Origin of the sequence: Pseudomonas sp. SWI7 (assembly GCF_006351945.1) — a bacterium.
Lineage (GTDB): Bacteria > Pseudomonadota > Gammaproteobacteria > Pseudomonadales > Pseudomonadaceae > Aquipseudomonas > Aquipseudomonas fulva.
Window position 1 is genome coordinate 1373899 of sequence record NZ_CP040930.1, and the last position, 14276, is coordinate 1388174.

10 protein-coding genes are annotated in these 14276 nt (G+C 56.6%); 8 read left to right on the plus strand and 2 right to left on the minus strand.

What is annotated here, in order from left to right; genetic code table 11:
• Window positions 1-595: 595 nt before the first annotated feature.
• The 4 genes from FH041_RS22940 to FH041_RS06135 all read left to right on the plus strand — a co-directional run bounded on the left by FH041_RS22940 (window position 596) and on the right by FH041_RS06135 (window position 5398).
• Window positions 596-1066 carry an antitoxin Xre/MbcA/ParS toxin-binding domain-containing protein gene (locus FH041_RS22940; RefSeq protein ID WP_256585620.1) on the plus strand — a complete coding sequence of 157 codons (471 nt, stop codon included), beginning with the start codon at window positions 596-598 and terminating at the stop codon, window positions 1064-1066.
• Window positions 1067-1599: 533 nt separating this feature from the next.
• Window positions 1600-2037 carry a MazG nucleotide pyrophosphohydrolase domain-containing protein gene (locus FH041_RS06125; RefSeq protein WP_055137105.1) on the plus strand — a complete coding sequence of 146 codons (438 nt, stop codon included), beginning with the start codon at window positions 1600-1602 and terminating at the stop codon, window positions 2035-2037.
• Complete coding sequence (locus tag FH041_RS06130; protein WP_088523634.1) at window positions 2034-3197, plus strand: hypothetical protein; 1164 nt, start codon at window positions 2034-2036, stop codon at window positions 3195-3197. The genes FH041_RS06125 and FH041_RS06130 overlap by 4 nt, the downstream gene beginning before the upstream one ends.
• Entirely contained in the window at window positions 3197-5398 is a 2202-nt protein-coding gene (locus tag FH041_RS06135) for a hypothetical protein (RefSeq protein ID WP_088523635.1), read from the plus strand. Before FH041_RS06130 ends, FH041_RS06135 begins: the two co-directional genes overlap by 1 nt.
• A gap of 473 nt (window positions 5399-5871) precedes the next feature.
• On the opposite strand, the gene FH041_RS06140 is transcribed toward FH041_RS06135, so the two are convergent.
• The gene (locus FH041_RS06140) at window positions 5872-7179 is read right to left on the minus strand and encodes a site-specific integrase (protein ID WP_088523636.1); all 1308 of its coding nucleotides are present in this window, start codon (window positions 7177-7179) and stop codon (window positions 5872-5874) included.
• A 1474-nt stretch (window positions 7180-8653) separates the two neighbouring features.
• Between FH041_RS06140 and FH041_RS06145 the strand changes: the two genes are divergently transcribed.
• The 4 genes from FH041_RS06145 to FH041_RS06165 all read left to right on the plus strand — a co-directional run bounded on the left by FH041_RS06145 (window position 8654) and on the right by FH041_RS06165 (window position 12596).
• Window positions 8654-9118 (plus strand): class I SAM-dependent methyltransferase, encoded by a 465-nt coding sequence (locus FH041_RS06145; protein WP_140174265.1) that lies wholly within the window; start codon window positions 8654-8656, stop codon window positions 9116-9118.
• A gap of 309 nt (window positions 9119-9427) precedes the next feature.
• Window positions 9428-10678 (plus strand): MFS transporter, encoded by a 1251-nt coding sequence (locus tag FH041_RS06150; RefSeq protein WP_111475847.1) that lies wholly within the window; start codon window positions 9428-9430, stop codon window positions 10676-10678.
• Window positions 10679-10685: 7 nt separating this feature from the next.
• Window positions 10686-11939 (plus strand): arsenic transporter, encoded by a 1254-nt coding sequence (locus tag FH041_RS06155; RefSeq protein ID WP_088523639.1) that lies wholly within the window; start codon window positions 10686-10688, stop codon window positions 11937-11939.
• A 360-nt stretch (window positions 11940-12299) separates the two neighbouring features.
• Window positions 12300-12596 carry a hypothetical protein gene (locus tag FH041_RS06165; protein WP_027915581.1) on the plus strand — a complete coding sequence of 99 codons (297 nt, stop codon included), beginning with the start codon at window positions 12300-12302 and terminating at the stop codon, window positions 12594-12596.
• 18 nt (window positions 12597-12614) lie between these two features.
• Here the strand turns inward: FH041_RS06165 and FH041_RS06170 are convergent, their stop codons facing one another.
• Window positions 12615-14237, minus strand: a complete 1623-nt coding sequence (locus FH041_RS06170; RefSeq protein ID WP_088523640.1) for a hybrid sensor histidine kinase/response regulator — start codon at window positions 14235-14237, stop codon at window positions 12615-12617.
• Window positions 14238-14276 lie beyond the last annotated feature (39 nt).

Consider the following 14276-nt stretch of genomic DNA (forward strand, 5'->3'; position numbering starts at 1 on the left):
TCCTGTAATCATCATGATGGCGTCCAGCGCCACAGCGAGGAAATCAACGGCTCGATATCCTGATTACCGTCTAGCACGCCCTTGAGGCATCGCGCTGACCGAATCCTCGCACACAATCCGGAGCATGGCGATCTGCGAGGATGGCAAAATGAAATCGTCGAATTTCTTCCCATTTGCCTGTCGAGCGGCACCGTGAGCGCGAGCTGGCGCCGGCGCGGTGAACCGGATCAGTAATCGGAACCTGGTGACTGACTCAGCAGTTCGATGGCTAGATTAATGGTGGGCCATCCGGTTTAAGGGCTAGATTTGATGCGATGGCCACAAAGCGGGCAGGGCATTCCAGGCATACTAAGGAATGCGTAAGTGACGGAGGATGTCAGATCATCTGGGGAGGCGTCTGCGCGACCCCATGCACCCATGGCCCATGGCTGTCATCTGCCGCTCCTCGACCCCGCCTGATCCGTGCCAGCGGGCTCACGCCACGGCGTGGTGCGCTGGAGCTTCCCGTAGTGCCATGTTAGGTTGGTTTTTTGAATGCATGGTCGCCGTTGGATCAATCCGACGCCGATCGACCAGCCGCATAAATGGAGTCGCCGTGACGCCAGACAGACTGCCCGCGCTTCTCACTGACGAAGAGTTTGCGGCCATGATGCGAGACTTCGACACTGCAAGCCACTGGATGCGGGAACAGTTGGCATTGAAGCGCGGAACCGCAAGCGCTGCAGCTCAGAAGCAACCCAGCGGTGGGGAATCGCAAATGGCAGCAGACGCTCGCCCAGCGATCGACCATAATCACAACTCGACGCCGCCACATGCCCGGCATAGCCAAAGCGGAGCGCGCTTTCACATGAGCACTTTGTCCCCTGATCAACACGACCGTTACCTAGAAGTGCTCGAAGCAGCTATGCGACTGTATAGCGGCGATCATGATGCGGCGATGCGCTGGATGTCTCACCCAGTCAAAGCGCTTGATGGCAAAGCTCCTGGCAGCATGGTCACAACCAGGCTGGAGGCTGAGACGGTGATTGAGTTCATCAGGCGCTTAGAGCACGGTTTTGTCGCCTGAGTGACCTCGAGGCGGGCCCTTTTGCCCGCAATGCTGTCGTGGCCGAGGGTTTGGTGCTCATCAAAGGTATACACCAACGCTAAGACTGGATCGGTCACGCGATCGAAACGCCGACCGTTCTCGGCTACGGAGGAGGGTAACCGCCAAATTTTCGCAAATGTGGCTCGATGTTCTTCAACTGGCGCCTCTGGATTTTTGGGTTTGGCCACATGCGCACGCTGTTTGTTTAAGGCTCGCCGCTGTTCGAGCTCTCCAGTATGCTTCTGGGATCTTGATTTCTTAACTGGCGTCCTGGGCTAACGGAGTAGTGAGAGACAATGAGTTTTCAATCGCAAATGGATTGCCCAGACTCCCAACCGCTCCCAGCCCATTCCCAGCGTGACCTCGCGGCCTCAATGCCAGCCAGGCATCCCCGCGCCTGTCCAACGCTCATGTCCCGTCATCGCGACGCTCAAGCCGCTCCTTTGATTTTTTGCGTGTTGCATCATGCAAAGCGGACTCACCACTTTTGACTTATCGAGAAGGAAGCATTCATGAGTAAGCCTTTCAAAGACCGCATTCATGCTATGAATCAGATGTATAAGCTGCCGATCAACAGCGCTCCGACGCTTCTCGCCGATCCTGCGGACAAGCTCAGGAAGTTCAAGGCCACACTGATGGCTGAAGTCCATGAGATCGATGAAATCGTCGAGAAGATCGAGAAAGGTGAAGCCGAGATCGATATCAAGGTTGCCATAGCCGACCTGCTGGGTGATGTGATGGTTTACTGCCGGTCTGAGGCCCTGAAGTACGGGTTACCATTGGAGGACGTCCTGGACGTCATCATGGACAGCAACGAAAGCAAACTGGGAGCAGATGGAAAGCCTATCTACGACGAGAACGGGAAGTTCCTCAAAGGCCCGAATTACTGGAAGCCAGAGCCCAAGATCAAAACCTTGCTTCTTGGCGCTGGGGACAAAGCGGACGTTTGATTGGAGAAACAGGCTTGAAACCTATCAACCTTGGCAAGACGCGTACGCTCAAAGACATCGAAGCGGCCATTCGCAAGATCTGCGACAGCCAGGGTGAGAGGTTTCTCATTCAGGCAGACATGCTCAGTGCGCGGCATGGCGCCATGCATGATGCCGCACGCCTGCAACTGATCGTTACCTTGGCCCGGCAGCAGTTGCAGAGCGACTACCTTGATTTCAACCCGCAAGCCGATGCTCAAGCGTTGCTGCACAACCTCGCTAACTGTTCGCCAGGTATTGCTGCCTTGCGCCTTTCCAAGGGTATCCGGCTCGGCGAGCAGACATTCAATCGCCGAGAGGTCTTTCAGGAGTCGGTCGAACGAATGCAGGCCATGGACGCCGGCAGGTACGAGGACGTCGTCAACGGCCGAGTCGTCGATCTGATCTGTGTTGCAGGATCGAAGGTTCAGCACCTGCGACCGCTTTTTAGCGCGGAAGGCAAGGTGAAGCCTGCGTCTGAAATGACCACTGAGATGCGCAGGCTCATTGACTTCGTCAACAAGCAGAGCGGGCGTGCCAGTGTTCCGGATTCTCTCCTCGAAAGCTTGGGCCTGCTCTGTTCTGAGCTTGTATCCAACACCCAGGAACACGCGACTTCAGACCATTTGGGCCACCCGTATTTCGCCCACGTAGAAGGCGTCATGGTCGGCTGGAAGCGACTTGAGGACGAGATTTTCGCTGAAGACTTTGACGGTAGTGAGGACTTGCGCCGTTACTGGGAGCGAGAGTCGTCCACCACCGACAACAACAAGACCAGCCTGCGCGCATTGCACATCAGCTTCTTCGACTCAGGCCCCGGATTCGCCTCCAGGTTTAGCGGCAGGGCGGTGCAAGAGATGTCGCTCCAGGAGGAGCGAGACTACCTGCTCAAATGCCTGCAGCCACGCCAGTCCAGCAAGACTCTGGACGCTGCGGGCATCGGCCTGCCTGCCATCCTGAACGAGCTTCGCATGGTAGGCGGATTGATCCGTATCCGTTCCGGGCGACTGTGCATCTACAACCAATTCGAAGAGAACGACCAGCACCGTCATCCTGACGATTTCAGGGATTGGGACACCACCGATTTGGCGCCCGTTGCAGGCGCTGTTGTCACCATCATGATTCCATTGAGGGGCATGTAATGGAGCGTTTCTATCAATGGATGTCCGCTGTCAGCGACCCCAGTAGCAGTCATGAAGCGTTGGTCGTCTGCTACAACGATTCCGAGCTCTCGGTTCAGCATGTCTTCACTGACATCGAGGTGGCTCTCAAGGCCCAACGCCATCTACCTGACTGCGTCTACATCCTGGGGACGTCTGATCAGCTATCCGTATTCAGGAGCGGTTGGGCTGACGACCAAGACCGCCTGGCCAACCTCCTGAAGCGTGGCGAGAAAAACGCGCGTGTATGTGTCCATGAATACGTGTTCCTGGAGTGGAATGGCGCAAGCTTCACCCCCCATGTGCTGGGCGGCAAAGAGCTTGTCTACCGTCATGATCCTAGCGCTCTCTTGAGGGATGGTTTGAGAACGCTGATCGAAAAGAACAACGTGATTCATGCAGCGCCATCCGCGCACTCCTTCAAGCACCCCTCTGGCACACTAAACAACGTGTTCATCCAGACCAGGGAACTGGCGAGTGATGAAGCCGAGGTGTGTGTGGTCGGGTATGCAATTGCACTCGAGTACGGTGCCAGGCTGCGCCAGGCTGGCAAGGTGTACATCGACACCATGGGCATCTATGCATTCGCGAAAAATGCGCTCGCTCGCTTGGACAGCAAGGCTGAAGTCATGAGCTTCCACTCCTACGAACGGCTCAAGACCATCTACCCGCCGGAAGGTGAGTATTTCTGCGTGGTATCAGCCTCTACATCTGGCGGTATGGCTAAGCAGATGGGGGAGCAGGGGTTCACAGAGGAGTGCGTAGCCACGCTGATCGATCGCACAGCGGATGGCCGATACGGAGGTGTGCTGGTCGCCCTGGACGACGTTGACTATCCACTGCCAGTCAAGGCTGAGGAAGGCTGCACGCTGATCGAGATCATAGGAGAGAACTTCTCGGCGAAATCCAAGCCACCCAAGTCGATCACGATATCCTTGAAGCATGACCCGAAGCGGCTGGCCAAATTCCACAAGTACTTCGGTATGGGAGGAATTGATGGATTCAACAAGTCGAGCAAGCCTCGCAAGCTGTTGACGCTCAATACTGATCTGTTGCTGGCGGACGCTGCCTTCAGAACATGGCTGGCCGCTGAAATTGACTGGTCGGTCTCCATGGCGACAAACCTGATCGTCTACGCCGACGATGACGGGTCGAAGAAACTTGGCGAGGTGGCCCATGAGATTCTCAGCGAGAAATGGGGCGCGACCAAGCCAATCCAATGCGTACCTTATAGCGAGCTTGACCAAGTTGAGTTCAAAACCGTCTCCGGGGTGCTGGTCGCGACAGTAGTTGCGCGCGATGGCGGCATCCTGAGAGAAATCAGTCGTGATCTGCGGGCCTACATGGATGCGACCGTGCCGCGCAGGTTCCTTGCACCGATCGGGATTCCACAGAGCGCGAGAGCCTGGACGCTTCTCAAAACTTTCCTGATGAAGAACCCCACGCCCCGGGAGTATGGCTTCTCTAACTGGCTGTGCCTGCCCATCGGAGATGACGGAAAAGAAAACGCCTGGAGTCGGTTGACCAAGGTTACCTCCGCCGGGCAGGTCGATGACGTCGGCTTCACGCCTGCAGTCTCGGACGAGGTTCGTCATCAGGCTCTTGATGAGGCCGCTGAGCTGATTGAGGAGCACAAGCACAGCTTCCTGCCAAAACATAATGGCAACGCGCTCGCCCTATCCGATGGTTTTTTGTTCTTCGACCCCTCAAGTAATGTGGGCAAGGACTGCCAAAACGTACCGCAAAGCACGGTGTTCTTTACGATTGCTGCCGTCCTCCAGTTCGCTCGGGAGCACGAAAATCATGAGCTGCGCCTGCAACCGACGGGGTATGAATCCGTGGTGTTATCACCGGAGTGCTTCCTCCGGTTTAACGACAACGTCCTGCAGGCGTCATTCCTCCGGGCGTGTCTCCCTTCAGAGCTTGATTACTCAGCAAGCCCGGAATTGAGCAAGCTGATGAAGGAGTTCATCGCCAAGGTATTCGCCCGCTGGGAGCGGACTTACGGCGATGCCGCCTTAGAGTTTGCCGCTGCACTGGCTACCGGTACCCTGAAACTCACGCAGGAAGACGCCCGGACACTGCTCGAGGAGGCTATCGAAAACCGTAAGGACAAGGCCTCCAGCCTGCTGGGATTGCTCCTGCTGAGCCAACGGGCGCTGTTCCCTGCCTCCGAAGGGTAGAGCAGAGGCTGTAAACCAATTTTTTATACTGTTAACCGCTGTGGTTTACAGTGCAAAAAGTTGGTTTACAGCTATCTTTGTGAGGCGACAGTGACTAGAAGACGCCGTTGAAATCTAAGGTTTACCTTAGTTTTTGCAGACTTCTGAGCGGTTGGGGTGAGAATCTAAGCTCTAGCTTAGTTTTTGCCTAGCTGTGCAAACCGCTGGCGCTTGTGCGGAAAAGGGCAAAGGCAAGGGCAGGGCGCCTGGAGCGGGCGTGGTCGACCCAATACTGTATATATATACAGCTTTAATGTCCAATCAGGCGGCGCAGCAGATGTGTAGTGAGCATGGTCGCAATTGACTTAGTTTATCTGATTGAGACTGAGTTTTTAGCCTGGCACAGGTAGGGTCTCCATGGGATACCAATGCTGCCCTGTGCGTATTGAGCTTGCCCTTTCATTATCGTGACGCAAGAGCAGGGCAGCGCAGTATCAGCCTCTGTCTCGCGTTCCTAAGTGTTTGACCGACCGCGCTCGCTCTTGATCATGTGAGTGGTAGTAGGTGTTTTGAGTTGTCGCCAAGTTGGAATGCCTTAGATCGTACTGGAGATCCTTCGCGTTTCTGAACGGCGCATCAAAGGTCGCCGAGGTATGACGTAGCCAGTGCGATGATGCTCCGCGCAGGCTGTCCATTTCATAAGGCTCACGTCCTTCTGCACGCATTCTGACGAGCGCCTGGTCAAAAACGGTTTGGAGGAGGGCGCGCACCTGTCGATCCGAGAGGCCTGCGCGACCGCTCAGCGTTTTCAGAAGCGGAGTTTTCTCCTGATGAGTAGGCAATGGACTCAGTCCAATGAAGGTACGGTACCTTGTGAGATACTTCGTTACATACTCATCACGCACTGCGATTTTTCCGGACTTGTTGCCCTTACCCACAACATAGAACCACCAGTTTTCATCAGCATCCAGACGAAAATCTCCCATGGTGGGCTGCCAATTGGTACGCCCAACGATATCCGATATGCGCAAATACATGCTGAACATCGTAACGAGCACGAATAGGGTGCGCTCATGTTTCCTAGGATCAGCAGCGGCCATGGATTCTGCAGTGTCAATCACATAATCCCATTGCAAAGGGGTCAACGCCCGAGAAGTGCTGGATTCTAGCTGAGATGAACTATACTGCCCCTTTTTAGAAACCTTGCGGAACGGATTCGAAGTAGCGATTTCTTCTTCCACTAGATATTCATAAAAGCCGCTTGCAATTTTGAATACATTGCTCATGCTGCCGGATGATGAGTGATAGTCGGTCGACGAATTGTCCCCAGTACTTTCACTCAGGCTGCGATTTTGTTTGGGAGCGCGCAGTGTGAAAGGCTTCCATTTGGGGTTGGCCGCTAATTCCAGATCCGGTAGCTGATCAGCACTACTTAAAGCATTTTCTGAAATGAACCGATTGCGAATGACTGGCCCAACCCAAGTGGCTGGCGGGTGTTTGCAAAACTCAAGATACGCTTCGGCATCAAGCCGTTTCAACTCGTGCACAGGCTTCTGGCGCACGATCAGCGCCCAGAGAAATAGCCGCTCAACGTGGCCTCGGTACGTGCTGTATGTGAGCGCGTTGTCGGCATAACACCTCAGATAACCCCTGATAGCCAGGAACCCTGGGATGGCTTTGAGTTCGGGAGCAAAGCTTTCCAAGAATCGCTCGACGCTCGTGATTGATGGCCGGCCTACAGTGAAATCCTGATCCACGAAATCACTGTGAGATTCAAATATGGGCCGGGGAGTGCAGGTCATCTTACTTACCGTAATGGGCTGGCATACATCAGCAATTGAAACTTCCTAATCTGGCTGTTTCAGGAAGTTTTCAACTCCTGTACCGCCCGCTTCAATCACTCACTTCAATCGACTGGCCATAGTTAATGGGAATTGCCGGATAGTAGCGCCAAGTTTGGCCGGCCGCAACCTTGACAAATTTTTTGCCCATCAACACCATCCGTCCGTGACTATCATGCTTGCTTGACATATGACAAGAAACTCACTAGGCCATATTCGGAGTTATGGATCTGCCCGGCTGCGTCATATATGAGCAATTTGCATCTGGCAGCGTCAGACATTGGTGGTGCCGTGCCACTCAGATAAATTTCGGCTTATAAGAATATTGTTGTTTTAGCTTCAGTGGCCACCTTCGGGTGCAGGACTTTAGGAACTATGCGAATTTCCTCTATATTGTTTGCAGGATGAGGAAGCCTCTTTGAGGTTCTCTAGTCACTGGCGTGGATTGGCAATATAGGTATAAATACGCTTCGTCACTCCAATGTCCATTTCGCCCCCGAAAGTGTCCACATTACAAGCTTATTCATACGAAAGTGTCCGCATTATTGTCGTGCAAGTCGATTTCGGAAAGTGTCCGCATTGACCGCAAATTACACCAAAGGCAGCAAAAACAGGGATCCCGCCTGGTGGTTGCTCAGGGCGGGCTTTGGAAAGTGTCCGCATTATCGTCGCGTTCGCAGAAAAACGGCTCGGAGAGTCGTTTGTGGATGAGCTGTGCGAAAGCTTTACTGCTAAGCGGTTTCCAGAGACCTCAATTCCAAGATCGAGATCGTGGAAACCGTTGTGAGGCCCGGAGCGCTTGGCTTGGAGCGATTTGTCTGCTTGGTGCTGCTGGGCTTCGGGGGCGGTTCAGGGTATGTGTATTTCAGGTGAGAACTGTGGCTCGTTGAGCGTTGAATATGGAAAGTGTCCTGATTATGGGGTTCGCTGTGTGCGCAAGAAGGTGTCCGCATTAGGCGCAAACCACCCTGCAGGCGTTAGATTTACTGGCTTACAGGGGTGGTTTTGGAAATCCCGCAGATTACTCGAGTGTCCAGATAGCGTAGAAAACCGGAGCAACGGTTCAAACGATCGTTTTTTGAAGATACCTAATGGATTCAAGGGTTTGCGGAAGGCGCTCAGAGGCAAAAGTGTCCGCATTTCTGAGGTTTGCTGGAGTTCAGAAGCATCCCAGAAAGGCTGGAGGCCTTGTGGGCTGGGGGGTTCGGGGTTTTCAGGGGTAGGAGTGTCCGTGATTCGCGACGGTTACAGCTGAGCTTGTCATGCCAGTCAGCACTGATCGTGATCCAGCCCCAGCAGCCTTATACATGATTTAACATAATACACATTATGCGCACCCAGGCATTTCCTGCTCGATACCAACCCGGGGTACATTCGAAGCCACGAATCGCTTACAGCGTCCTCTCGTAAGATCGTTTAAGGAAACCGTCCTCGCATGTCCCACCATCCATCAGCAGACCACATCATCGACCTTTACGACCGCCATGCATTTACTTGGCACCAAAAGCGCGCCAATCACTTCACTGATCGCAAATGGATTCCGCATTTCGGGAACATGCTGAAGCCGTCAGCACGTGTTCTGGATCTGGGCTTGGGCTGTCAGTTCGACGCAATCATTGCTTGGAACAGCTTTTTCCACCTAAAGCCCACCGATCAGCGCCTGATGTTCCCGATTTTTCGTCGCCATGCGGCCCCAGGGGCGTTGCTCATGTTTACAAGTGGGCCCTCCCATGGCGAAGCCTTGGGTACATTCGAGGGCGAGACGTTGTATCACGCCAGCTTGAGTACCAATGAATACGTCGATCAGTTACACGCCAACGGGTTCGAGGTGCTTGATCATGTTGTTGAAGATCCGGATTCCGGGGGACTGACAGTATGGCTAGGGCGTCTCCTACCCTAACTCAATATTCTTCTCAGTAATAACTACACTAAATATTCATTTAGTTTAGTTATATAATTGACCTAGGTTGTCGTCGCCTATCCATCCCTTCCGTACCAGGTTTTCATTGGGCGATGCGTGCCGACCGAGCCCGCCATTCCATCCCTCGCCGAATTCCCGGCCCTCATCCAGATAACTTAAATCCGCCTCTGGAACCTATCCTCGCCGTGCACAGTCTTTGCCAAAGATACCCCAGCATCACCACTCGCCCGCCGCCCATACCCTGGCCCATGCCAGCGATGGCTACGTGGCCCTCTCGAGAGCACGTCCTTGGAAAATCCTAGGCAATCCGCCCCGCATCGCTCGCTTGACTGGTTGAACTTCTTCCTTGCCGATGTACGTGACGGACTTGGACCGTACCTTGCCATCTATCTGCTCGCCGTTCATCAATGGCAGCCCGCGAGCATAGGGCTGGTCATGACGATTGCCGGTGTTACTGCCCTGCTCGCTCAGACGCCCGCCGGCGCCCTGATTGACCGTACGCCCGCCAAACGTGCCGTTGTGGTCATAGCGGCAGTGCTGGTAACCGGGAGCTGTCTGTTACTGCCTTTCATCACATCATTCACTTGGGTTGCCGTAACGCAAACCATCAGCGCCTTGGCCGGCTCCGTGTTCGCGCCGGCGATCGCAGCCATCTCTCTGGGGCTGACCGGACCGAAGGCGTTCACGCGACGCGTGGGGCGCAACGAGACCTTCAACCATGCTGGAAATGCTTTCTCTGCACTACTGGCCGGTGGCCTCGCCTACCTGTATGGGCCGGTGGTGGTGTTCTATCTGATGGCTGCATTGACCGTGGCCAGCATCATCGCGGTAGCCTGCGTCCCGGGCGCTGAGATTGACCATCACGTGGCTCGAGGCCTGACCCATAGCCCGAACGATCAGGACAATCCGGCGGGCTTGGCGCTGCTGTTGCATAACCGCACATTGCTGCTCTTCGCGATCTGCTGTGCCTTGTTCCATCTGGCCAATGCGGCCATGCTGCCGTTGGTAAGCCAGAAACTCTCTCAAGTCGACCTGCGCCTGGCCACGCCATTGACCTCGGCTTGCATCGTGGCGGCCCAGTTGGTCATGGTGCCCATGGCGCTGCTGGTCGGGGCGCGTGCCGAACAATGGGGGCGCAAGCCGTTCATGCTCGTGGGGTTCCTGATACTTCCACTGCGCGGCGCGCTCTACACCTTGTCTGACAACCCCTTCTGGCTCGTAGGCGTGCAGCTACTCGATGGCATTGGCGCGGGCATTTTCGGGGCGCTGTTCCCGATCATCGTCAAGGACCTCACCGAGGGTACCGGGCGGTTCAACGTAAGCCTTGGCGCGCTCACCGCCGTGTTCGGCCTTGGTGCTGCGCTGAGCCCTGGTCTGGCGGGGTTCGTCGTCCAAGCGGCGGGTTACAATGCCGCGTTCCTGACGCTGGCCGGGATCGCAGCCTGCGCATTTGTTCTTGTGCTGGTCGCCCTCCCCGAAACGCACCCACGCCAGGGCGATGCGCACTCCTCTTCTATGCCGTCAGCCGCCGGAAACTGAACCCTTGATGCACCTGAGCCAAACATCGTTGATCATCTGGATCGTCTCGGCCCTGGCCACTGCTGGCGTCATACTCAGACCCTTCAAGGTGCCCGAATTCATCTGGGCCCTAGGCGGTGCCACCGTACTCGTGCTGTTTGGGCTGATTGCCCCGATGAACGCTTTGGCGGCGGTGGTCAAGGGGAGCGACGTCTACCTGTTTTTGATCGGCATGATGGTTCTGGCCGAAGTGGCCCGCCAGGAGGGGCTTTTCGATTGGGTGGCTCGTTATGCCGTAGGCCATGCCCAAGGGTCTGGTCAACGGCTGTTCAATCTGGTTTTCCTGGTCGGTACCCTGGTGACCGTTTTTCTCTCGAACGATGCCACTGCCGTGGTTCTGACGCCAGCAGTGTATGCCGCCTGCAAGGCCGCCAAGGCTGAGCCTCTGCCCTACCTGTTCATCTGTGCATTCATCGCCAATGCCGCAAGCTTCGTTCTGCCCATTTCCAATCCCGCCAACCTGGTGGTATTCGGCAGCCAGATGCCTCCTCTGCTGGACTGGTTAAAGCAGTTCACCTTGCCTTCGTTGGCAGCCATCGCGGCGACCTATGTCATTTTGCGTATCACCCAACGCCGTCAGATCGGCCAGCCGCTTGCGTTGACCGTGCAAATACAGCCTCTTCCAGCCGGTGCGCGCCTGTGTGCATGGAGCATTGCGCTGACTGCCTGCGTGCTGCTGGGTGCATCGGCGCTTGACGTACCACTAGGCCTACCTACCTTCAGCGCTGGTATCGCGACCACCGCGCTGATCCATTTGCGCCAGCGGCGCAGCCCGATGCCAGTTTTGCGACACGTTGCCTGGAGTGTGCTGCCATTGGTTGCGGGCTTGTTCGTGTTGGTCGAAGCAGTGGCTCAGACAGGCGCGATCGACCAGCTGGCGCATGCGCTCATGACCCTGGAGCAGACGTCTCAGACCGCTGCGAGCTGGACCGCGGGGGTGGGTGTAGCCGTGGCTAGCAACTTGATGAACAACCTGCCGAGTGGGCTGATTGCCGGCTCCATGGTCGATATCGCCCACCTCCCTCGGCAAACTACCGCCGCGTTGCTGATTGGGGTCGACATAGGTCCGAACTTGTCCATTACCGGATCCCTTGCAACCTTGCTCTGGCTGGTGGCGATTCGACGTGAAGGCGAGTCTGTCAGCGCCTGGCAATTTCTGCGCCTGGGGCTGCTGGTCATGCCGCCAGCTCTAGCCGCAGCGCTGTTGGCCCTTATGGTCTGAGGCTCAACTGAGCATCCGATCACTGCTCGCCGCTGCGCACGCGCTGTCTAGGTCGGCACCCGCGAGGAAGGTGGCAAAGTGATCGCGAAGCGCAGGTGCCCAGTTTGCCCTTCAGGGTTAGGCGGCCGAGGGTGACCACTTGGCCGCTCTCGGGATGTTCCAGGACGGTATCCTTGATGCCGAGCCGCCATAGCACCAGCATGAAGGAGCGCAGCAGGTGCGGCGATACACCAATAGCGGCCTTGATATCTGCCTGTCGGATACTGAGTAGCTAAATGCCATTTAGCACATCTGCCCTAATCGATCCTGCATCCCGCCCACGCTATATTTCGGTTCTTTCATCGCTAAGGAACCATCCCCATGACCCCCTTCAAGCTGATCGCCATTACCGGGGCTCTATTGGCCATGGCCGGCTGCCAAACGGTCAAGCCGTCTGATGACACCCTGAAGAAGCGTACCGAGTTCGTGCTCAACACCAAAGTGTCGAAAGTGGAAGATGTGCGCAGCGACAGCACCATCACCTACTACACCGCCACGACTGGCAAAGGGCGGTTCGAATGCCAGATGCCCAGCGGTGCACTTGTCGCTGCGGCGGGCATGGGCATTTATCAACCCACCCCCAGCTGCGTGAAAGAAGGCCAGACCGGCCGCCTGTGACTAGGGCTGCGGCCGCTTTCAACAGGGAGGCAAGGTGGGCTCACCACAGAGCGTGCGCAGCATGGCTCGCAATTCGGCCGGGCGCACAGGCTTGGACAGCACTGCGATATCGCGACCCTGTACCGCGTCCTGTATTCGGTCCGGATCATGCCCCGTCATGATCAAGGCTGGTACAGCCCAGCCCCGCTCGCTGCGCAGCCGTTCGATGCAATCGACTCCGGTGGCGTCCTGGCCAAGGTCATAGTCGGCAACGATGACGTCACAGTCCTCATTCGAAGCGGCAGCAGAACTGTGCCCATCCACTTCGCACCCCCAGCGCTGCAACAGGGCCGACGTTGCCCTGAGCACGTTATGGTCGTCTTCTATCAGGCAGACTCGCAGGCCGCTGAGCAAACCTGCAGCGGCAAGCTCGTGCTCAGGCGCTGGCCGTGTAGGTTGAGGCGTTATCTGCGCGAACCCCTTCAGGCTCACGGTAGTGCCGTGGCCGGGTCGAGATTGCAGGTGCACCTGCACGTCCATCAGCCGTGCAAGCCGACGAACGATCGACAGGCCCAATCCGACGCCCTCGACGTCCTTGTCGCGCACTTGCCTGACCCGGTAGAACTCCTCGAACACCAGCGTCTGGTGTGCAGGTTCGATGCCTCGCCCCTGATCACAGACCATGATGGCAAGACATCCCTGGCAGCGTCGGACACCCATCAACAGTGGCCGTCCCGGTGCGTACTTGAGGCTGTTGGAAAGGACGTTCTGGACCATAGTCGTCAATATGCCGCGGTCTGCACGCGTCCAGTAGGCACAAGGCCGCACCCGTATCTCCACCCCCGCCCAGCGAGCAGCCTCGGCGTGCTCACGCGCAAGGGTCTCGAGAAAATCGCCCAGGGCAAAGGGCTCATGGCGCGGCTGCACACGCCCGTTGTCCAAGGTGTACAGGTCCAGAATCGAACGAAACAGCTGGGACACATTCAGCAGCGATCGATCAATGCTGTCCACCAGCCTGCGTTCCTCCTCGCCCAGCCGCGCCTCGCGCAGGCAAGCGGTGAACAGACTGATGGAGTGAATGGGTTGGCGCAGGTCGTGACTCGCCTGGGCCAGAAAGCGGGACTTCTCGAGATTGGCTGCAGCGGCCTGCTCCGAAGCTCGGCGCGTGCGTTCGAGCAGCAAGTGCGCATAGACGGGGATCACGGTGCTGGTGGTCAGCAACATCAGCACCAGAAAAGGGTTGGCCTGCCAGTAAGGCGTCAGTTGGTACACCGCAACCAAGGCGATCAGCGCCAGCCCGGTCGCGATGGCCAGGTACCGGGAGCCGAAACGCATGCCGTTGCCCAGGTTGACCCACACCATCACGGCATACAGGGGCAGCGCCGCCTCACCGCCGACTACCAGGCCGAAGCAGGTGCCTGTGTAGTCGTGCACCATGCCCAGCACCCGGCGCCACGGATAGTGCCCCGGCCAGCGTGCGATGGCCTGGCGCAGAAGCACCGATACCAGGAGAAAGACGACAATGTAGACGACCACCGGCACGTAGAGCGCAGCAGAACGGTCCAGCAGAAAGACCAGCATCGCCACATAGGCGAAGGCGCAACTGCCAACGACCAGACGCAAGTTCGCTTGATCGAGCTCGTTGTTTTTATCCAGGGCCATGGCCAGAATCCTTTTCATCAGGCGGCTTTGCTCCCGTGA

Excerpts from the sequence above, each read along its gene's own strand:
- FH041_RS06155 (WP_088523639.1), top strand. The coding sequence starts at position 10,686 with ATGCACCTGAGCCAAACATCGTTGATCATCTGGATCGTCTCGGCCCTG.
- FH041_RS06135 (WP_088523635.1), top strand. The coding sequence starts at position 3,197 with ATGGAGCGTTTCTATCAATGGATGTCCGCTGTCAGCGACCCCAGTAGC.
- FH041_RS06140 (WP_088523636.1), bottom strand. The coding sequence starts at position 7,179 with ATGACCTGCACTCCCCGGCCCATATTTGAATCTCACAGTGATTTCGTG.
- FH041_RS06165 (WP_027915581.1), top strand. The coding sequence starts at position 12,300 with ATGACCCCCTTCAAGCTGATCGCCATTACCGGGGCTCTATTGGCCATG.
- FH041_RS06170 (WP_088523640.1), bottom strand. The coding sequence starts at position 14,237 with ATGGCCCTGGATAAAAACAACGAGCTCGATCAAGCGAACTTGCGTCTG.
- FH041_RS06145 (WP_140174265.1), top strand. The coding sequence starts at position 8,654 with ATGTCCCACCATCCATCAGCAGACCACATCATCGACCTTTACGACCGC.
- FH041_RS06125 (WP_055137105.1), top strand. The coding sequence starts at position 1,600 with ATGAGTAAGCCTTTCAAAGACCGCATTCATGCTATGAATCAGATGTAT.